The sequence below is a fragment of the Streptomyces sp. PH9007 genome (genome assembly GCF_059813725.1).
Genome location: NZ_CM187440.1, coordinates 2,919,173 through 2,938,589, shown reverse-complemented (window position 1 = coordinate 2,938,589; position 19,417 = coordinate 2,919,173). Strand labels below are relative to the sequence as shown.

At 73.1% G+C, this 19,417-nt stretch carries 13 protein-coding genes; 8 read left to right on the top strand and 5 right to left on the bottom strand.

Annotation, left to right across the window (positions count from 1 at the left end; all coding sequences use genetic code 11):
- Window positions 1-83 precede the first annotated feature (83 nt).
- From ACTFAP_RS13370 to ACTFAP_RS13360, 3 genes are all read right to left on the bottom strand, one after another.
- Entirely contained in the window at window positions 84-3,062 is a 2,979-nt protein-coding gene (locus tag ACTFAP_RS13370; protein WP_500469187.1) for a hypothetical protein, read from the bottom strand.
- Complete coding sequence (locus ACTFAP_RS13365; RefSeq protein WP_500469186.1) at window positions 3,059-3,502, bottom strand: hypothetical protein; 444 nt, start codon at window positions 3,500-3,502, stop codon at window positions 3,059-3,061. The genes ACTFAP_RS13370 and ACTFAP_RS13365 overlap by 4 nt, the downstream gene beginning before the upstream one ends.
- 167 nt (window positions 3,503-3,669) lie before the next feature.
- Entirely contained in the window at window positions 3,670-6,957 is a 3,288-nt protein-coding gene (locus ACTFAP_RS13360) for a hypothetical protein (RefSeq protein ID WP_500469185.1), read from the bottom strand.
- Window positions 6,958-7,088: 131 nt separating this feature from the next.
- Between ACTFAP_RS13360 and ACTFAP_RS13355 the strand changes: the two genes are divergently transcribed.
- Complete coding sequence (locus ACTFAP_RS13355) at window positions 7,089-7,571, top strand: hypothetical protein (RefSeq protein ID WP_500469184.1); 483 nt, start codon at window positions 7,089-7,091, stop codon at window positions 7,569-7,571.
- A 9-nt stretch (window positions 7,572-7,580) separates the two neighbouring features.
- Here the strand turns inward: ACTFAP_RS13355 and ACTFAP_RS13350 are convergent, their stop codons facing one another.
- A complete protein-coding gene (locus ACTFAP_RS13350) occupies window positions 7,581-8,888 on the bottom strand; it encodes an ATP-grasp domain-containing protein (RefSeq protein WP_500469183.1) in 1,308 nt (435 codons plus the stop codon).
- A 485-nt stretch (window positions 8,889-9,373) separates the two neighbouring features.
- Between ACTFAP_RS13350 and ACTFAP_RS13345 the strand changes: the two genes are divergently transcribed.
- Window positions 9,374-9,577, top strand: coding sequence for a cold-shock protein (locus tag ACTFAP_RS13345; RefSeq protein WP_019434089.1), 204 nt, complete (start codon window positions 9,374-9,376; stop codon window positions 9,575-9,577).
- Window positions 9,578-9,699: 122 nt separating this feature from the next.
- Here the strand turns inward: ACTFAP_RS13345 and ACTFAP_RS13340 are convergent, their stop codons facing one another.
- Window positions 9,700-10,917, bottom strand: a complete 1,218-nt coding sequence (locus tag ACTFAP_RS13340; protein WP_400011447.1) for an ROK family transcriptional regulator — start codon at window positions 10,915-10,917, stop codon at window positions 9,700-9,702.
- Between the two features lie 241 nt (window positions 10,918-11,158).
- Between ACTFAP_RS13340 and ACTFAP_RS13335 the strand changes: the two genes are divergently transcribed.
- The 6 genes from ACTFAP_RS13335 (at window position 11,159) to ACTFAP_RS13310 (ending at window position 19,394) form a co-directional block, all read left to right on the top strand.
- A complete protein-coding gene (locus ACTFAP_RS13335) occupies window positions 11,159-12,643 on the top strand; it encodes a sugar ABC transporter ATP-binding protein (protein ID WP_500469465.1) in 1,485 nt (494 codons plus the stop codon).
- Window positions 12,640-13,680, top strand: coding sequence for an ABC transporter permease (locus tag ACTFAP_RS13330; protein WP_400011446.1), 1,041 nt, complete (start codon window positions 12,640-12,642; stop codon window positions 13,678-13,680). The genes ACTFAP_RS13335 and ACTFAP_RS13330 overlap by 4 nt, the downstream gene beginning before the upstream one ends.
- 96 nt (window positions 13,681-13,776) lie before the next feature.
- Window positions 13,777-14,814 carry a substrate-binding domain-containing protein gene (locus ACTFAP_RS13325; protein WP_390118125.1) on the top strand — a complete coding sequence of 346 codons (1,038 nt, stop codon included), beginning with the start codon at window positions 13,777-13,779 and terminating at the stop codon, window positions 14,812-14,814.
- Window positions 14,815-14,829: 15 nt separating this feature from the next.
- Window positions 14,830-16,038, top strand: coding sequence for a Gfo/Idh/MocA family protein (locus ACTFAP_RS13320; protein WP_390118127.1), 1,209 nt, complete (start codon window positions 14,830-14,832; stop codon window positions 16,036-16,038).
- A 70-nt stretch (window positions 16,039-16,108) separates the two neighbouring features.
- On the top strand, window positions 16,109-17,080 hold the full coding sequence (locus ACTFAP_RS13315; protein ID WP_500469182.1) for a sugar phosphate isomerase/epimerase family protein: 972 nt from the start codon (window positions 16,109-16,111) through the stop codon (window positions 17,078-17,080).
- A 172-nt stretch (window positions 17,081-17,252) separates the two neighbouring features.
- Complete coding sequence (locus tag ACTFAP_RS13310) at window positions 17,253-19,394, top strand: PQQ-dependent sugar dehydrogenase (protein WP_500469181.1); 2,142 nt, start codon at window positions 17,253-17,255, stop codon at window positions 19,392-19,394.
- The last annotated feature ends 23 nt before the right edge of the window (window positions 19,395-19,417 follow it).

Genomic DNA, 19,417 nt, shown 5'->3' with positions numbered 1-19,417 from the left:
GGCCCGTCGGCCCGTCGGCGCGCAGCGGATGGCCAGGCGGCGCGCACCGGCCGGCGCGCCCGGTCCGTCGGGGCCGGTGGAGGTCAGTCCACGACGATCCCCGGGTAGCAGTGCTCGTGGTGCCAGTCCGGCTGGACCGGGTAGCCGCAGTGGCAGTGCGCCGGCCGGGCGTCGAGCCCACGGGCGCGGCGGCGCAGCGCGACGAGCAGCGGCTGGCGTTCCAGCCAGACCGTCGCCCGCTCCTCCTGGCGCAGGCCGAGGGCGTCGGGCGCGATGCCCAGGTGCTCGACGAGCAGATGCACGATCTCGTCGGCCTGCCGCAGGACGAACCGGGCGACATTGCCGCAGTAGGCAGGGGACATGCTGTCGAGGCGGTAGCGGTTGTTCTGGGCGTCCTGCCAGATCTCGTCCTGGTTGAGCAGCACCACCCAGTGCTCCTCCGCCATCCAGGTCCGCGGGGCCGGTTCGACGGGGATCCCGGCGGCCCGGTCCTCGGCCGCCTGCCGGGCCTTGAGCGCGTCCCGCAGATCGTCACCGAACCAGGAGGACCGCACCCCGACCAGCCGCCGGTAGTACCCGATCGCCTCGTCCGCCGCCGCGCGCGCCACGGCCGGTTCGTGCCCCGCGTGGATCCGGGACCACGCGGACCGCCGCAGCGACCGGGCCAGTTCGGCCTCGTACGGCCGGGGGCTGGTGGTGTCCTCGGCGGTCTGCGCGAGCCGCCGCCGGTAGAGCGTGACCGCTTCGTCGCCGGCGTTCAGGCCGTCCCGCCAGCGGCCGGACTCGGGCAGGAAGCGGCTCAGATCGTGCAGCACCCGGGCCAGTTCGGGTTCGAACGCGGCCGGGTTGACCTCGGCCGCCCGCCGGAGGATGCCGGCCGATTCCTCGGCGGCGGCCACCCCCTGCGGGCGCTGCCCGGCCGACCAGCGCATCACCGCGAGGTTGCTGAGCAGCGCCGCCAGGTCGGACTCCTCCACCGTCAGCGCGCGGCCCAGCCCGCCGCCGGACGGGCCGCGCGCCATCCGCTGCCGCAGGATGTCCACCGCCCGCTCGACGGCCTGCCGCCCGTCCGCCCACCGCCGGTGACTCCACAGCAGGGCGCCGAGGTTGCCCAGGGAGATCGCCAGCGCGGGCTCGTACTCCGAGGGGTCCGAGGCGGCCAGCCGCTGAAAGGTGCCCACCGCCCGTTCCATGGTGGCCAGCGCCTCCCGGCCGCGCCGCTGGCGCAGCAGTCCCTGGCCCAGCTGCGAGAGCGAGACGGCGAGTTCGGGTTCGTACATCACCGGATCCGCACGGGTCAGCCGCCGGTGCAGCGCGACGGCCTCCCGCGCCGCCCGTACGCTCTCGGCCTGGCGTCCCGCCCGGCCCGCCTGTTCGGCCAGCTGCCCCAGCGCCGCGGCCAGCCCGGCCGGGTCGGCGCCCGGGTCCGCCGTCTGTCTCAGCTCCTCCACCGCCCGGCGGCTGGCGGTCAGGGCCTCCTCGCGCCGGCCCGCCCGCGCCAGCCGGAAACCCAGCTCCTGAAAGACCAGGGCCCGCTCGCGGGGAGTCCCGGCGGCGGCCAGCCGTACCGTGCTCAGCCGTTCGGCGAACGGTGCGATGCCCGCGTCGAGATCGAGCTGCCCCAGCTCGGGCAGCGTGCCGCCCACGGCCTCCAGCACCGGCGCGGCCAGCTCGACCTCGGCCAGCGCCCCGAGGGCGGCGCCGCCCGCGTCGACGGCCAGCGCCGGGTCGGCGCCGAGGAGTTCCGCCAGTACCCCGGCCACGTGCGGCCAGCGGCGCGGCGTCGCGGCGGCGGCCAGGAAGGTGAGCGCCCGCCCCGCGTACCCCGGTGCGGCACCCGCCGGGTCGCGGGCCAGCAACCCCCGCACCGCGTCCCGCGCCCAGGGCTCCCCGGGTTCGCCGCCGACCGGGTGGCCGGGGAGGGTGAGCGCCAGAAAGTCCTCGGCCAGCCGGTCCGGGTACAGCGGTTCGAGGACGGCTCCCGGCTCCCCCGGCGGATAGCAGGCGCGGTGATCATCCAGCAGCCGGCCGGCCGACTCCGTACCGAAGCCGAGCCGGCCCAGGGCCGCGACGCCGTCCGCGTGCGGGGTCGCGCCGGTCAGCACGGCCGTGAACACCGCTCGCCGCAGCTCGCCGGGCGGCGTCGGGTGGTCGAGACCCTCGCGGTGGTTCTCGTACCGGCGGCGCCAGTGGGCCGCTTCGCGGTGCAGGAGGTACGCGGACAGCCCCGCCATGTCCCGCGGGGGCGTCAGCTCATCGGCGCGGGTGTACGCGTCCACGGCCACCAGCGCGGCCATGTGCAGCGCCAGCACCAGCCCGAACTCCGGTCCGTCCAGCGGGCCGGGCGGCTCGACCGCGCCGGGGTCCCGGAGCCCGTAACGGGCGGCGAAGCAGTCCCGGGCGGTACGGAACATCGCCTCCCGCCCCTCGTCCACCGGCTCCAGCGCCAGGTCCCGGGTCTCGGCCCACCGCTCGCCCCCCTCCAGCGCCCCGCGCACGGCCGGCCAGGCGGACGCGGAGCGCGCCAGCAGCAACACCCGGGTGGGCAGGGGCAGGTCCAGCAGTTTGTTGCTGAGCAGCCAGGTGAGGTGGGTGAGTGGCCAGCGGTCGGCGTAGTCGACGATGAGCAGCAGGCCGCGGGCGCCCGGCCCGGGGCGTACGTCGTGGCTGCCGGGGGAGGGCACGATGCTGCCCGGGCCGTGGGTCGCGGTGACCACCTTCCAGCCGGCCGCCGCGCTCTCGGTGGCGACCTGGGCGGCCAGCCGGGACTTGCCCTGCCCGCCGGGGCCGTGCAGCCACAGCACGGACAACTCCTCGTCCGTGTCACGCCAGCCGGCCAGAGCGGCCCGCTCGCGCTCCCGGCCGGTGAAGTCGACCACCTCGTAGCGGGAGTTGAGCAGCCGGCTCGGCTGCCCCGGTGGTACGCGGCGGCCGGCCGGGAGGGCGGTGGACCGGTACTCCGCCAGCAGGTACACCGGGCCCCGGTCGGCGAAGACGTGCAGGTCGGCGCCGACCACCCCGTAGCCGTAGCCGCTCTCGACGTGGAAGACCTGGCGGCTCACCGCTCGTCGCGGTGGTACACGTGGACGTCGCCGCCCTGCGACACGTAGGCGCTGCTGTTGTCGTACGTGGTGACGTGCTGCACCTGGCCGCGGATGTCGGCGGCGACCCGGTCGCGCTGGTCGGCGGTCAGCGCCGCCGAGATCTCCCCGATCAGCTCCCGCAACTCCTCGGCGGCCTCCGGATGCCGGCGCAGCAGATCCTCGAACTCGTCCTGCCAGAGCGGGGCGAGCCGCGCCCGCGCCTCATCGGTGTCCCCGGCCCTGGCCACGCGTGCGGCGCCCCGGTCCAACTGCCCCCGCACCTGCGAGGCTTCCTCCTCCTCGCTCGCACCGCCCCGCCGGAACAGCCGCACCACCCCGTCCCGGGCCACCTGCCACCCCTCGGTGGCCATCGCCCCGACGACGGTGGCACCCCCGGCGATGATCAGTTCCTCCAGCATGTTCTCCCCCTCCTGGTCGGTTCCCCCCACCCTTACCCGGGCGGGCCGCTCGCGCCACCGCCGATTGTCAGTGGCTGCGGCTAGGTTGCGGGTGTCGGATCACGTACGCAGGTACGCCCGCGAACCGGCCCGTCGGGGGGCGGGCCGGACGGGGGCCGGCGCCGGGGTCAGGGGGAGACGGAGAAGAGGTACGGGCCAGCCTCGCCGACGACGGCCAACTCCTCGCCGGACGGCGAGAACGCCGCGTCGTGCACGGGGGAGTTCGTCCGCAGCCAGCACAGCGGACGCAGGGTGGCCAGGTCGAACAGCCCGATCAGGCGCGGATTGGCGATCAGCGCCAGGTGGGTGTCGTCGGCGGTGATGCGCCGGATGTGCTCGATCGGCGGCGTGACCGGGGCGGAGTGGTCCGCGACCCAGTGCGTCGCGGAGGTCTCCGGTGCGGCGTCGGTCAGCGACCACTGGGTCAGGCGCGTGTACTCCCCCCGGCGGCCGGCGGCGATGACCCGCTCCCCGCCGGGGGTGAAGCAGAGCGCGGCCCAGCGCCAGGTGTCCTCGGGGAGGGGGAGCGTGTGCGCGCCGAGGTCGGTGGAGACCACCCGCAGGGGCTCCATCCAGCGCGCCACGGCGTAGGCACGCTCGCCGGGGGCGTATTCGACCAGCACGGTGCGGCCGTGGGCCGACTCCCACTCCCGTGCCTCACCCAGCTCCCGCAAGGTCTCGCCGACGTTCCGCTGCGGATCCCGGGGGACCCAGGAGGGCGGATCGGACCGTGCCGGGAGCCCCGTCAGCGGAAGGCCGCGTTCGGTCGTGCGCCACGCGCCACCGCCGTCCCGCACGGCCAGCGCCCGGCCGTCGGGGCGCCATGCCGCGCGCCACAGTCCGTGGCCGGCCGGGGGGCGTTCCGCGACACGCGAGGTCATCGGCCGCCAGAGTTTGAGCGTCTTGCGGTCCAGCGCGGTGGCGATCGCCGTACGGTCCGGCTGCCAGACGATGTTCTCGTTGATCGCGACGAAGTTGCCGGGCTGGACCCCGCCCGGCACGCGGTGCGGTGCCGCGCCCCGGGCGATCTCGGTGTCGCCCGGCACCCGCCACGAGATCAGTTCGGCGGACGGGCCGTGGAGAGCTGCCAGGGCCGTACCGTCGGGTGACCACCAGGCCCGCGTCCGGCACGCGTTGTCCGGATGCGTGAACACCTGCCGGGTACGGGGGAACACCAGCATCCACTGTCCGCGCGCGGTCACCACCGCCGTCGAACCGCCGGGCCGCCAGCGCAGCCCCGCACCGTTACCGCGGAAGTCCGGATGGCGCCACACCGACGGCGCCCGACCGGTATCCGGATCCGTCCAGTGCAGCAACGCCCCTTCGGCGTCACCCTCGCCCGCGGTATGGGCGAGCAGGCCGTGCGTGGGGTGCCAGTCCAGGGTGTCCCACCAGCCGAGGTCGTCGTCGGGCGGGCCGGGCAGCGGGTCGGGGTCCTTGCCGGACCCCGGCTCCCACCGGTGCACCTCGCGCTCCGACCGGATCACCGCCAGCGAGCGGGAGTCCGGGGCCCAGGTGAATTCCGGCGGGGTGCTGTGGAACAACCCGCGGCCCGGTACCGGAAGGACATCCAGCTCGGCCCCCGTGTGCGGATCGACCACCGACAGCGCGAAGACGACGGTACGGGTGTCCACGTCCTCCGGATCCTGCGCGCGGGGCCGCTCGGTGAACCGGTCCGTGTCGCCGAGCAGCGCCAGCCACCGCCCGTCCGGGCTCCAGCGGGCGGTGCTGATGATCGCGCCCGGGACCTCGATCGAGCCGGTCACCTGCCAGGTGCGCGTGTCATGGATCGCGACGGCCGGCCCGTAACCGGCGGTGGCCAGCAGCGGCAGGCTCGGGTGCGCCTCCATGAACCCGGCGGACCCTCCGTCGCCACGGATGGGCACCGATCGCAGCAGGGTGCCGTCGTCGCGGTCCGGCAGGGGGTGCCGGGCACGCAGCGGGATGTGTGGTCCCGGCGTCATCGTCAGGGGCCGGCCGTGCAGCCGGCTGTCCAGCGTGACGGCCACATCGGTCGCCGACAGGCCGGGGCCGGTCAGCAGGTGGCTCTCCTGGCGGACGAGCACGGTGAGTTCCCGCGCGTGCTCGTCCTCCGGATGGGTCGACGCGTGGATCGCCAGGTCCGCCTCCAGGGCCGTGGGCCCGTGATCCGCCAGCCGGGCGACCACGAAGCGCATGTCCCGCAGCAGTGCGCCGAGTTCGTCCGGGCGGCCGGCCTGGCGCAGGTGGTAGGCCAGCCCCTGGAGGACGTCGCGCTCCGGCTCCGGCAGGGCGTGCCAGCCGTCCGCCGGGCGCAGCGCGTCGAGGAGTTGGGCGCTGACCGCCGCCATCCGCTCCGGCTCCGCCCGGCGCAGGGTCTCCCTGGGGAGGTCGTGCATCTGGAGGCCGTCGGGGTGCGGGAGCTGGGCCAGGGAACGGGAGACGAAGCGGCGCGCCTCGTTCCTCGTGCGCAGCGGGTTCAGTCCCCACAGCCGGCCGAGCAGCCAGTACGGGATCACCTCGCCCTCGGGGAAGGCGGCCAGGGAGACGTAGCGGTCGCGGGAGTCCGGTCCCGGGAGGTCCAGCAGGCTCAGCTCCAGGGTGCGGGCGATGCCGCGTACCTGCCGGTCGTCGTACAGCTCGTCGAGGGCGGCCGGTCCCGCGGCGTCCAGTTCCCCGATCAGGGCGGCGACCGCTTCGGTGACGGTCATGCCGTCCAGGGTGACCAGGCCGCGCAGCATGGCGAGCGCCAGCGGCCAGCGGCCGATCCGGTCCAGCAGCGGCAGCAGCGGGGCGTGGTCGCCGCCGCCGAGGAGGGCGACCGCCTCGTGGTCGTTCATCGCGTCGACCCGGATCTCCGTGCCGTCCACCAGGCCGGGGCGGCGGGTGGTGACGAGGACGGTCAGCCCGTCGGCGCCGACCAGGAACGGCCGTACGTCGTCCGCCTGCCAGGCGTCGTCCACCACCAGCAGGGTCCGCCCGCGCGCCGTCGCGACGGCCGAGCCGAACGCCCCGGACGCCGCGTGCACATCGGCGTAGGTCCGGGCCCGGCCACCGGTGAGGGCGGCGGTCAGGCCGGCGAGGGAGGCCACGATCCGTTCCGTGCCGGGCTGTTGTCCCAGTTCGGCCCAGAGCACCGCGCCCTCGAAGCCGCGCGCCGCCCAGCCGGCCATGGCGGTCTTGCCGTAGCCGCCGCCTCCGGCCAGCACCACGCGGGCGCCGGGGCGCAGCGCCTCGGTGATCGCACGGCCCAGTTCCTCCCGGACGACGAACCGGGTCGGGGCGGCGGGTGCCATGCGCGGTACGGCGGGGGCCGGGGGCGCGCTCTCGTGCAGATGGACGGTGTGGGCCTGGACCACATTCCGGGCCCGCCCCGAGAACTCGTTGCGGCCCTGCCCCTGCCCCTGCTGCTGCGCTTGCCCCTGATCCCCCTGCATGCGGCCCAGTCTCGCCAGCCGGGGGCGCCGGGACAAGCGCCGCCGGCCGTGCAACCCGGCACGGCCGCACTCCGTACTCCCTTTGTGCGAGGGGCAGTCGGCCCCTGCCGCGTGGTTCGGTTGGAGTGGTGATGAACGTTCGGAAGCAGCGGATGCGTCGGGTGCTGGTCTCTCTCGCGGCCGGGGGTGCGCTGGCCGTGGCCGGGTGGGGCGTGGCGTCGGCCTCGGCAGCCGACAAGCCCGCGCCGTCGCCCGAGGTGGAGGCCCTGGACGAGGCGCCGGCCGAGCCCGCGCCCGTACCAGCGCCGGTGGACGAGGCCGTGGACGAGGCGCCGCAGGAGGAGGCGCTGGTGCCCGCGCCGGTCCCGCCGGTGGACGAGGACGGCGACGCCCCGCTGGAGGCGGTCCCCGAGATCGTGCCGGTGCCGGAGGCGGACGGGATCGCCGAGGCGCCGCGGGAGGTGCCGCCCACCGTCGCACCGGCGCCGGAAGCGGCCGAGGCCGGGGAGGCCGCCGAGGCGTGCCCGCCGCAGGACGGGATCACCGCGGCGGACGAGGGGTCCGTGCCGCCGGTCGACGAAGCGGCCGTGCCGGCCCCGGCGCCCGCCGGCTGAGCCGTCCCGCTACCGTCCCGCGCCCAGCGCCTGGTTGATGGCCGTCGCCCAGCCGCTGGCGGCCCTGCTGAGCCGCGGGCGCGGGACGAGCGGCACCGCGCGGTCGTTGAACTGCACCAGCATGAGTTCGTCGCCGGTACGCACCGGGCCGTCCCCGCGCACCACACGCGGCCAGCACAGCGCCTCACCCGGCGCCAGCTCCGTCACCGGCGGGCTGTCCGCCAGCGGGCGCGGGCCGTGCGGCGTCAGCCGGTACCGGCCGGGGCTCGGCAGGTCCGGGCCCAGGCCGGCCGCGCGCCGCGCGTGCACCAGGATCTGGCTCAGCGGCGGGAGATCGCCGTGCACCGCGCGGGAGGGGGGCAGGGCGGGCAGCAACTGCGCCAGGATGTGCAGCCCCAGGACGGGCAGCAGTCCGGCGGCCCGCTCGGCGGCGTGGGTGAGGGAGACCGCCGTCTGGAACCCGGGGTTGATCTCCACCGCCAGCACCCGGCCGTCCTCGGCGACCAGGTCGAGCCCGAACACGCCCCGGTAGCCGCGCCCGCGCAGCACCTCACCGACCCGGTGCGCGGCGTCCCGGGCCGCCGCGTGCACCCCGGGCGGCAGGTCGGCCGGCCCGGCCAGCTGGCCGCCGCACGGGGTGCCCCAGTGCGGGGTCAGCTCCGGCAGCCCCACCAACTGGTGGGAGACGGCGGAGACCACGGTGCGGTCGCCGCCTGCGCAGCCCGTGACGGTGAGCGGCAGGCCGGGCACCAGCCGGCTGAGTTTGAGGCGGTGGCCCTCCCACACGCACAGCGCCCGGGTCAGTTCGGGGCGGCTGGTGACGCGGACGGTGCCCCGGCCGCGCAGGGTGTTCTCGCGGCGCTGGAGGACGGCCTGTTTCCACCGGGAGGGCCAGTACGCGGCGGTGCCGCGGCGGCCGGTGGCGGGGACGAGGACGTGTTCGGGCACGGGGACCCGGGCCTCGGCCAGCAGGGCCAGCGCGTCGATCTTGTCCCCGGCGGTGGCGGTGATGCCGGCGGCGGGGGAGAGCAGCCGGTGCCCGTGGGACCGGGCCCACTCGGCGGCCCGGGGGCCGTGTTCAGGGCCGGGGGCGAGGGCCACCCGGCGGCCGGTGCCCGCGCCGGCCGCGGGGTCCGCCGTCTCCCGTGCGGCCTGCCGGGGGAGGGTGGCGGGCCGCAGCCAGCGCCTGGTGCCCTCGGTGCCGAAGGCGTGGCTGAGGTACGGGGAGCGGTCCAGCCAGACGGCCTCGTCGACGAGTTCTCTCAGCAGGGCGAGGCCCGTGTCGGCCGGTACACCCTCCAGTACGGTCTGTCGCATCGGCCCGGCCACCACCTCTCCCGTCCCCGCCCGGTCGGCGGCCTCACGAATGTAGGCACGCCGCGCCCACCGCCCGGGTCTGTCCCGGAACTTCCCGCGACAAACACCTCGTTCGGATGATTCGGTGACCGTGCGCCACTGGAGAACGGGTGCACCTGTTCGATCTCTGGCGCACCGGGGCGGGGTCGCTCCCGGCGCGGACGGCGGGATGAGGCACGCCGTGACCGATTCGTCACGGTGTGGAGAGTGATCTTCGCGCCCTGCTCATGTTTTTTCTTCGTCCTTCTCCGGTGTCGTGCTAGCCTCGGAAACTGGTTGCAGTTGTGGTTCCCAGACGTGAAATGCTCCTGTCGCTCTCCGGGGTCGTTACTCCCGGACGATAGGAGTTTTTTTGTTTTTCCGGTTTTCCTCCGGTGGGGCAATCATCGCGGCGACACGGAGCCCGCAAGGTGCGGGTTCCGGAACTGCCCCGAAGGAGATATGACATGGCCAGTGGCACTGTGAAGTGGTTCAACTCGGAAAAGGGCTTCGGCTTCATCGAGCAGGAGGGTGGCGGCCCCGACGTCTTCGCCCACTACTCGAACATCGCCACCCAGGGTTTCCGTGAGCTCCAGGAAGGCCAGAAGGTGACCTTCGACGTCGTGCAGGGCCAGAAGGGCCCGCAGGCGGAGAACATCGTCCCCGCCTGATCCTGAGGCGCTCACGCACCTTTGAATCACGCGTGAAGGCCGGGCCCCGCATCCCTCGGATGCGGGGCCCGGCCCTTTGTCATGGGTGGGCGCCCGGCCTCGCCCGGCCTTGCAGCCCGGTCTCAGGCCGTCGCCGCCCGGGGCGCCGGGGGCAGCAGGTGCTGGGGGAGTTCGGCCGGGGTGAAGGCGTGTTCCACCACCATCGCGGCCGCCCCGTACACCCCGGCCCGTTCGCCGGCCGCCGACTGGACGATGCGCAGGTCCTGGGTCGCCAGCGGCAGTGACCGCTGGTAGACGACCTCCCGGATGCCGGCCACCAGGTGTTCGCCGGCCTGGGAGAGCGCCCCGCCGATCACGATCCCGGACGGGTTGAACAGGCTCACCGCCGTCGCCAGGACCTCCCCGATGTGCCGTCCGGCCTGCCGGATCAGCTTCAGCGTGGTCACCGACCCGTTGCGCGCCTGGGCCACCACATCGGCGCTGCTGAGCGCGGGCATCCCCAGTTCGGTCAGTTTCGCCGCGAGGGCCGCCCCGCTGGCCAGCGCCTCCAGGCAGCCGGTGTTGCCGCACCGGCACGGGACGTCCGCCTCGTTGGGCAGCTGCACATGGCCCATGTCGCCGGCCACGCCCTGGGAACCCCGGTGCAGCCGCCCGTCGGCGATCAGTCCGCTGCCGATGCCGGTGGCGATCTTGACGTAGATCATGTGCTGCCACTCGGGCCACTGGGTGCGGTGCTCGCCGAGCGCCATCAGGTTGACGTCGTTGTCGACCAGCGCCCGGGTGCCGAGCAGGTCGGCCACGTACGCCGGTACGTCGAAGCCGTCCCAGCCGGGCATGATCGGCGGATTGGTCGGCTTGCCCGAGGCGTGTTCGACCGGCCCCGGCAGGCCGATGCCGATGCCGAGCAGGTCGCCGCGGTCCCGGCCCGCCCGGCCGAGCAGGGCCTCGCCGTGTTCGCTGACCTGCTTGAGCACGGTCTCGGGTCCGGCCGCGATCTCCAGGGTGAGGTCTTCCTCGGCCAGCACGGCCCCCGCCATGTCGGTGACCGCGGTCTTGGCGTGGGTGGCGCCGACGTCGGCGGCCAGGACGACCCGCGAGGACGGGTTGAAGACGAAGGTCGACGGCGGCCGGCCGCCGGTCGAGCGGGCGTTGTCGGTCTGGGTCAGCAGTCCCGAGGTGAGCAGGGTGTCCACGCGTTCGGCGACGGCCGAGCGGCCCATGCCGGTCTCCGCGACGAGCTCGGCCCGGGTACGCGGCCGGCCGTCACGCACCAGCCGCAGCAGCGTGGCGGCCCCCGCCGCCTGCCCGGCCGATGGCAGGCCGTCTTCCGCCTCCGCCATGGTGAGCCCTGCCCTTCTGTCGACTGCGGACCGTAAGCGCATGATTCACGATACAACGCACCGGGCTTACGTCTTGTACCACCCGATCTTCCCGCACAAACTGCTGCACTTTCTATTGACTCCCGGCAAAAGCCTCCCTACGTTGACGGCCATGACAGGCCCACCGAAGGCGTCCGGCCCGTCCCCGGAGCAGCCACAGCACCAGGCACCGGTCACGGACGCAGGCGAACCGCTTCTGGCGATGCACGGCATCGTCAAGCACTTCCCGGGCGTCCGCGCCCTCGACGGCATCGACCTGGACGTTCTCCCCGGCGAGGTGCACTGCCTCCTCGGCCAGAACGGCGCCGGCAAGTCCACCCTCATCAAGGTGCTCGCCGGAGCGCACCAGCCCGACGCCGGCCGCATCCTGTGGCAGGGCGAAGAGGTCAGCCTCCCCCGTCCCCAGGCCTCCCTGGAGCGCGGCATCGCGACCATCTACCAGGAGCTCGACCTGGTGGAGGGCCTGTCCGTGGCGGAGAACATCTACCTCGGTCACGAGCGCGCCTCCTGGGGGTTCACCGCCCGCGGGGAGATCAACACGGCCACCGCCGAACTGCTCAAGCGTCTTGGCCACCCGGAGATGTCGCCGACCACCGAGGTGGGCCGGCTCTCCGCCGCCGGCCGGCAGATCGTCTCCATGGCCCGCGCGCTGTCCCACGACGCCCGCCTGATCATCATGGACGAGCCCTCCGCCGTCCTGGACCAGGAGGAGGTCGGCCGGCTGTTCACCGTCGTCGCCGATCTGGCCGCGCAGGGCATCGCGATCATCTACATCTCGCACCGCCTGGAGGAGATCCGGCGCATCGGCGACCGGATCACCGTCCTCAAGGACGGCCGCACCGTCGCCACCGGGCTCGCCGCCGCCGACACCCCGACCTCGGAGATCATCCGGCTGATGACCGGCCGGTCCATCGAGTACGTCTTCCCGGACCGCCCCGGTGTGCGCGAGAGCGAGGAGCCGGTGCTGGAGGTGGAGAACCTCTCCCGCCCCGGCGAGTTCTCCGACGTGGGCTTCGCCGTGCGTCCCGGGGAGATCCTGGGCCTGGCCGGTCTGGTCGGCTCCGGCCGCTCCGAGATCCTGGAAACCGTCTACGGCGCCCGCAAGGCCGCCACCGGCACGGTCCGGGTCGGCGGCGAGAAGGTGCGCCCGGGACGGGTCGGCTCCGCCATGGCGGCCGGCATCGGCTTCTGCCCCGAGGAGCGCAAGAGCCAGGCGCTCATCCTCTCGGACGCCGTCTACCGCAACATCACCCTCGCCTCCCTCGCCCGCTTCCAGCGCGCCGGGTTCCTGGACAGCGGCAGTGAGCAGGAGGCCGCCACCGAGCACACCCAGGCGCTGGACGTGCGCCCGGCCGGGGTGACCCGTCCGGTGAAGAACCTCTCCGGCGGCAACCAGCAGAAGGTCGTGCTCGCCCGCTGGCTGCTGCGCGGCTGCCGCGTCCTCCTGCTGGACGAGCCCAGCCGCGGCGTGGACGTCGGCGCCCGGAGCGAGATCTACGCCCTCATCCGTGAACTGTCGGCCCAGGGCATCGCCGTGGTGGTCGTCTCCAGCGAGATCGAAGAGGTCATCGGTCTCTCCGACCGGGTGCTGGTGATAGCCGACGGGCGGATCGTCGCCGAGGCGGCCGCCGATGACATCGACGAGCACCGCGTGCTCGACCTCGTAATGGAAGGTGATGCGGCGTGACCGCGCAGACCCACGCCCAGCAGGCGCCGGACGGCGCCGCGCCCCAGGCCCCGCCCAGCGGCAAGGCCCGGATCGGCGCCCTGCTCGGCAGTCCGGCCGGCCGCAATCTGGGCCTGGTGGTCGCCCTGTTGCTGCTGTGTGTGGTCGGACTGGCCACGGTCGGGGACCGGTTCGGCTCCTTCGACAACATGATGACGGTCCTGCGGGCGGCCTCGGTCATCGGGGTGATCAGCGTCGGCATGACGTTCGTCATCACCGGCGGTGGCATCGACCTGTCGGTGGGCGCGCTGGTGGCGCTGGCCTCCGTCTGGGCCACCACGCTCGCCACCCAGCAGATGGCGGCCGACTTCCACTGGATCGTGATCGTGACCACCGCGCTGCTGGTGGGCGCGGGCGCCGGACTCGTCAACGGACTGCTGATCGCGTACGGGAAGATGGCGCCGTTCATCGTCACCCTCGCGATGATGGCCGCCGCCCGCGGTCTGGCCGAGCTCATCTCGGACAAGAAGACCCAGGTGGTCACCGAGCGCGGCCTGATCGACTTCTTCGGCGGCAAGGTGCTGGGCGTCCCGGTGCTGGTCATCATCTTCGCGCTGGTCGCGGCCGGCGGCTGGGTGCTGCTGAACCGCACCACCTTCGGCCGCCGCACCCTCGCGGTCGGCGGCAACCCGGAGGCCGCCCGGCTGGCCGGCATCGATGTCCGGCGGCACACCACGATCCTCTACGTGCTGCTCGGCCTGGCCTGCGGGCTGGCCGCGGTGATGATCATGGCCCGTACGACGGCCGGCATCGCGACCCACGGCAGCATGTACGAACTGGACGCCATCGCCGCCGTGGTGATCGGCGGCACGCTGCTCAGCGGCGGGCGGGGCACGGTCGTCGGCACCGTGTTCGGGGTGCTGATCTTCACCACGCTCACCAATGTGTTCGTGCTCAACAACCTCAACACCTCCACCCAGGCCGTGGCCAAGGGCGCGATCATCGTCGCCGCGGTGCTGCTCCAGCAGCGGGTGGCCTCCCGGGGCAGTACGCCCTAGCGACGCGGCGCCGCCCGCGCACCATCCGCTCCACCCGCACCACTCCGCACCACGTGCTTCGCCTTCTCCTTATCTCTCTCTCGCTCGGAGACAGCCATGTCCATGCCCAGAAAAGCCGCTCTGGCCTGTGCCACCCTCGCCACCGCCGGTCTGCTGGCCTCCTGTACCAGCAACTCCGCCGACACCGGCGACAGCGACGGCGGTTCCACCACCGTCAGCTCCAACGACGACCCCGGCGAGAACGTCGTCATCGGCTTCTCGGGACCCCAGGCCGGCCACGGCTGGATGGGCGCCATCAGTCAGTTCGCCACCGAGACGGCCGCCCAGTACGAGGACGTCGAACTGCGGGTCGCCGAGGGCACCGACGACCCCAGCACCCAGGTCAGCCACATCGAGACGTTCATCAACGACCAGGTGGACGCCATCGTCCTGCTGCCCATCGACGGCGCCGCGCTCACCCAGGTCGCCATGCAGGCCATGGAGGCCGGCATCCCGGTGATCAACGTGGACCGCGAGTTCTCCGACGATGCCGCCGCCCGCCTCACCCTCCTCGGCGACAACTACGGCATGGGTGTCTCGGCCGGCGAGTACGCCTGCGGCCTCATCGCCGAACACAACCTCGGCGACGACGCCGTCATCGCCGAGATCGCCGGCATCGACTCGCTCCCGCTCACCCAGGAACGCTCCCAGGGCTTCGCCGACGCCCTCGCCGCCTGCGGCCAGGACGTCGACAACCGGGTCGCCGCCGAGTTCACCGTCGATTCGGGGGAGCGCGCCGCCTCCAACCTCCTCCAGGCCGCGCCCGAGATCGACATCCTCTGGAACCACGACGACGACCAGGGCGTCGGCGTCAAGGCCGCCTTCGACAACGCCGAGCGCGACGAGTTCTTCTTCATCGGCGGCGCCGGATCCGCCAACGCCATGCGCTGGATCGAGGCGGGCGAGATGGAGGCCACCGTCATCTACCCGGCCACCCAGGCCGCGGACGGCATCAAGCTGGCCCGTCTCATCGCCCAGAACCGCGGCCTGTCCGACCTCGTCCAGATCGAAGTCCCGCGCCGCATCGTGCTCGACGCCCCTGTCGTGACGGCCGACAACCTCGACCAGTACACCCCGATGGGTTTCGAGTCCTAAGGAAGGCCAGCCTTCATGAGTTCTCTCAGCAGCACGCCAACGCCACCACCGGCCTCGGGGGACCCCCGGGGCACGGAGCGGACCGGCATCGGCATCGGCATGATCGGTTACGGCTTCATGGGAGCGGCCCACTCCCAGGGCTGGCGCAACGCCCGCAGCTTCTTCGACCCCCCGCTGCGTCCGCGTTTCGCCGCCCTCGGAGGCCGCAACCGGGAGGCCGCCGGCCAGCTCGCCGACCGGTTCGACTGGCCCGTCGTCGAGACGGACTGGCGCGCGCTCATCGCCCGCGACGACGTCGGCATCGTCGACATCTGCACCCCGGGCGACACCCACGCGGAGATCGCGATCGCCGCGCTGGAAGCGGGCAAGCACGTGCTGTGCGAGAAACCGCTCGCCAACTCGGTCGCCGAGGCCGAGGCGATGGTGGCGGCGGCGGAGACGGCCCGCGCCCGCGGGATCCGTTCCATGCTGGGCTTCACCTACCGGCGGGTCCCCGCCCTCACCCTGGCCCGCCGGCTGGTGGCCGAGGGCCGGATCGGCGAACTGCGCCACGTACGGGCCCGGTACCTCCAGGACTGGCTGGGCGACCCCACCGCCCCGTACACCTGGCGGATGTCGCGCGAGCGGGCCGGGTCCGGCGCGCTGGGCGACATCGGGGCGCACGCCGTGGACATCACCCAGTACGTGACGGGTGAGTGGATCACCGGGGTCTCCGGGCTCACCGAGACCTTCGTGCGCGAGCGTCCGCTCGCGGACGGCAGCGGCGGCACGGGGCAGGTCACCGTGGACGACGCGGCCGTCTTCGTCGGGCGGCTGGGCGGCGGGGCGCTCGCCTCGTTCGAGGCGACCCGGTACGCCACGGGCCGCAAGAACGCGCTGCGGCTCGAACTCAACGGCACCCGCGGCAGCCTGGCGTTCGACCTGGAGGACCTCAACGTCCTGCACTTCCACGACGCCACAGCCGACACCGTCACCCAGGGGTTCACCCGGATCCTCGTCACCGAGGCCGAACACCCCTACCTCGACGCCTGGTGGCCGCCGGGCCACGGCCTGGGCTACGAGCACGCCTTCGCCCACCAGTCCGTCGACCTGCTGACCGCCATCGCCGAAGGCACCGACCCCGAACCGTCCTTCGCGGACGGCCTGCGGGTGCAGCGCCTGCTGGCGGCGGTGGAGGAGAGCGCCGCGGGCAACGGCGTCTGGACCGCCGTCCCCACCCCCTGACGCTCGCCCCTGTCCCCCCACACCCCCCGCTCCACCCCCGTAGGCCACCCCCCAACCCACAGGAGCCGTCATGTGCTACGGATTCGACGGAGACAGAACGCTCACCCAGTCACTGGCCGCGCGCGGCATGGGCCGCCGCTCGATGCTGCGCGGCGCGGCCGTCGCGCTCGGCGCCGGCGCGCTGGCCGCCGGCGGTGCCGCCAACGCGCTCGCGGCGAGCCCGGCCGCGACCGTGCAGGGCGGTCCCGGCCACGGCAACGGCCGCAAGCCGCTGGTCCCCCCGGGCCAGATCAGCATCCAGCTCTACACGCTGCGCGACTCGCTGGGCGGTGAGCCCGGGTACGACGCGACGCTGCGCGAGCTGTCCCGCATCGGCTACAACAAGGTCGAGCAGGCCGGGTACCACGGCCGGTCCGCCCGTGAACTGCGCCGCTTCCACGACCGTCTCGGCATCCGCACCACCTCCAGCCACGAGGGCATCAGCGAGACCGACGAGGCGCTGCGCACGAAGATCGACAACGCCCGGATCCTGGGCCAGAAGTACATGAACGTGCCCTACCTGGCTTCCTCCAGCGCCGATGACTGGCAGCGCTGGGCGGAGCGGATGAACGTCGAGGCGCGTGCCGCCTGCCGCTCCGGGATCCGCTACGGGTACCACAACCACGCCCACGAGTTCACCACCGACCTGGGCCGTGGCCGTACCCCCTGGGACATCCTCACCGCCGAACTCGACCCGCGCTACGTCCACCTGGAGATCGACCTCTACTGGACGGTGACCGCCGCCGTCGAGCTGGGCGAGCGCGACCCGGAGGGCTTCTCGCTGGACGTGATCCGGGCCGCCCCGCAGAGCGTGCTCCAGTACCACGTCAAGGACCGCAGCGCCACCGACGGCGACACCGCCGACCTGGGCACCGGGATCATCGACTTCCCGAGGATCTTCAAGGCGCACCAGGTCAAGGAGTACATCGTGGAGAACGACCGCCCCGATGTGACGCCGATCGAGACCGCGCGCGTCGGCTACGGCTACCTGCGCCGCAAGTAGCCGGACACGACGGCCCCGGGCGGCATGCCCGGAGCCTGCCCCGTACCACCCCACGTGCTCCTGGCGGCGGCTGGATGACCGCCGCCAGGAAGCCGTGCTGTCCGACGGCACGGACGGCACGGACTTGGAACCGCCGGCCCACTCCGCAAGTACTGCACCAATTGGGGATGCAATGCGAAGAAAAAAGACCCTGACCGCCTGGGTGGCGGTGATGGCGGCCGCTCTGCTGAGCGTACCCGCCGCGGCGACCGCCCATGACGGGTCGCACCCGGAACCCAACCCCCCGGCCCCGACCTCCGAGTTCCAGAAGGTCACTCTCAACGACAGCCCGGGCGAGCCGATCGACCTGGCCGTCCTCCCGGACGGCCGCGTGCTGCACACCACCCGTGGCGGGGAGGTGTGGCTCAACAACCCGTGGAACGGGCTCAACACGCTGGCCGCCCAGCTCGACGTGTACACCCACGACGAGGAGGGCCTGCAGAGCGTCGCCATCGACCCCGGCTTCAACGGGATCACCAACCGCTGGGTGTACCTCTACTACGCGCCTCCGCTGGACACCCCCGCCGATGACCCGGCGACCCCGGACGTCAACGAGGGCGACGCGCCCATCACCGGCACCCCCGAGGACTTCGCGCCGTTCGAGGGCGTCAGCCGCCTCTCGCGCTTCCAGCTGCGCGGCAACACCCTGGACCTGAGCACCGAGCAGCAGATCATCGAGGTCGAGGCCGACCGGGGCATCTGCTGCCACGTCGGCGGCGACATCGTCTTCGACCGGGCGGGCAACCTGTACCTGTCCACCGGCGACGACACCAACCCGTTCGACTCGGCCGGCTACACGCCGATCGACGAGCGCGCGGACCGCAACCCCGCGTACGACGCGCAGCGCACCTCCGCCAACACCAACGACCTGCGCGGCAAGGTGCTGCGGATCAAGGTCAACCGGGACGGCTCGTACTCCATCCCGCGCGGCAACCTCTTCAAGCCCGGGACGGAGAACGCCCGCCCGGAGATCTACCTGATGGGGCTGCGCAACCCGTTCCGGATCGAGATCGACCCGCGTGACGACACCCTGTTCGTCGCCGACTACTCGCCGGACGCGCGCTTCGACAACCCGGATCGCGGCCCGGCCGGCACCGGCAAGTGGGTCGCCGCCCGCGAGGCCGGCAACCACGGCTGGCCGTACTGTGTCTCGCCCGACATGCCGTACGTGGAGTACGACTTCGCGACCGGTGTCTCCGGTGAGCCCTTCGACTGCGCCGCGCCGGTGAACGACTCGCCGCGCAACACCGGGCTGCGCGAGCTGCCCCCGGTGGAGCCGGCGCAGCTGCTGTACGGGTACGAGGAGGAGGACGCGTTCCCGGAGCTGGGCGCGGGCGGTATCGGCCCGATGGCCGGCCCGGTGTACGAGTACAACCGGATCATCGCCAACCTGCCGGGGTCGCGGGCCTGGCCGAAGGAGTACGCGGGCAAGCCGCTGTTCTTCGAGTTCACCCGCGACAAGATCTGGGGCCTGACCCTGGACCGGAACGCCGACATCAGCCATGTCGAGGACGTGGTGGCCGGCATGCCGTTCTCCGCGCTGATGGACATGGAGTTCGGCCCGGACGGCGCGCTGTACGTCCTCGAGTACGGCAAGGGCTTCTTCAGCGAGAACCCCGAGGCCCAGCTGGCGCGGATCGACTACATCGGCAAGAACGGCAACAACACCCCGGTGCCGGTCGCCTCGGCCGACGTGACGAACGGGCACGCGCCGCTGACGGTCAACTTCTCCAGCGAGGGGACGTCCGACGCGGAGGGCGACAAGCTCCTGTACGCCTGGGACTTCAACAACGACGGCAAGATCGACTCGCGCAAGAAGAACCCGTCCTTCACCTACAAGAAGAACGGCACGTACACCGCCTCGCTGCGGGTGACGGACATCGGCGGGCGTGACCGGGGCCGGTCGGCGAACGCCGAGGTCAAGATCGTGATCGGGAACGAGGCGCCGGAGGTCAGCTTCGTGAAGCCGGTCACGGGCGGCTCCTTCTGGTTCGGGGACGCCATCGAGTTCGAGGTGACGGTCACCGACGACCAGCCGGTGGACTGCGCCCGGGTCACGGTGAGTTACATCCTGGGCCATGACGACCACGGTCACCCGATGACCACGGCGCGCGGCTGCAAGGGCACCATCACCACCGGCACCGACGACTCGCACGATCCCGATCACGACAACCTCAAGGGTGTGTTCGTGGCGAGTTACACCGACCCCGGCGTGGACGGGCTGCCTCCGCTCACCGGTACGGCCGAGGTCACGCTCAATCCGGTACGTCCGTGACCGATCTGGGAATGATCGCCACT

Excerpts from the sequence above, each read along its gene's own strand:
- ACTFAP_RS13365 (WP_500469186.1), bottom strand. The coding sequence starts at position 3,502 with ATGCTGGAGGAACTGATCATCGCCGGGGGTGCCACCGTCGTCGGGGCG.
- ACTFAP_RS13360 (WP_500469185.1), bottom strand. The coding sequence starts at position 6,957 with ATGCAGGGGGATCAGGGGCAAGCGCAGCAGCAGGGGCAGGGGCAGGGC.
- ACTFAP_RS13355 (WP_500469184.1), top strand. The coding sequence starts at position 7,089 with ATGAACGTTCGGAAGCAGCGGATGCGTCGGGTGCTGGTCTCTCTCGCG.
- ACTFAP_RS13350 (WP_500469183.1), bottom strand. The coding sequence starts at position 8,888 with ATGCGACAGACCGTACTGGAGGGTGTACCGGCCGACACGGGCCTCGCC.
- ACTFAP_RS13345 (WP_019434089.1), top strand. The coding sequence starts at position 9,374 with ATGGCCAGTGGCACTGTGAAGTGGTTCAACTCGGAAAAGGGCTTCGGC.
- ACTFAP_RS13340 (WP_400011447.1), bottom strand. The coding sequence starts at position 10,917 with ATGGCGGAGGCGGAAGACGGCCTGCCATCGGCCGGGCAGGCGGCGGGG.
- ACTFAP_RS13335 (WP_500469465.1), top strand. The coding sequence starts at position 11,159 with ATGCACGGCATCGTCAAGCACTTCCCGGGCGTCCGCGCCCTCGACGGC.
- ACTFAP_RS13325 (WP_390118125.1), top strand. The coding sequence starts at position 13,777 with ATGTCCATGCCCAGAAAAGCCGCTCTGGCCTGTGCCACCCTCGCCACC.
- ACTFAP_RS13320 (WP_390118127.1), top strand. The coding sequence starts at position 14,830 with ATGAGTTCTCTCAGCAGCACGCCAACGCCACCACCGGCCTCGGGGGAC.
- ACTFAP_RS13315 (WP_500469182.1), top strand. The coding sequence starts at position 16,109 with ATGTGCTACGGATTCGACGGAGACAGAACGCTCACCCAGTCACTGGCC.
- ACTFAP_RS13310 (WP_500469181.1), top strand. The coding sequence starts at position 17,253 with ATGCGAAGAAAAAAGACCCTGACCGCCTGGGTGGCGGTGATGGCGGCC.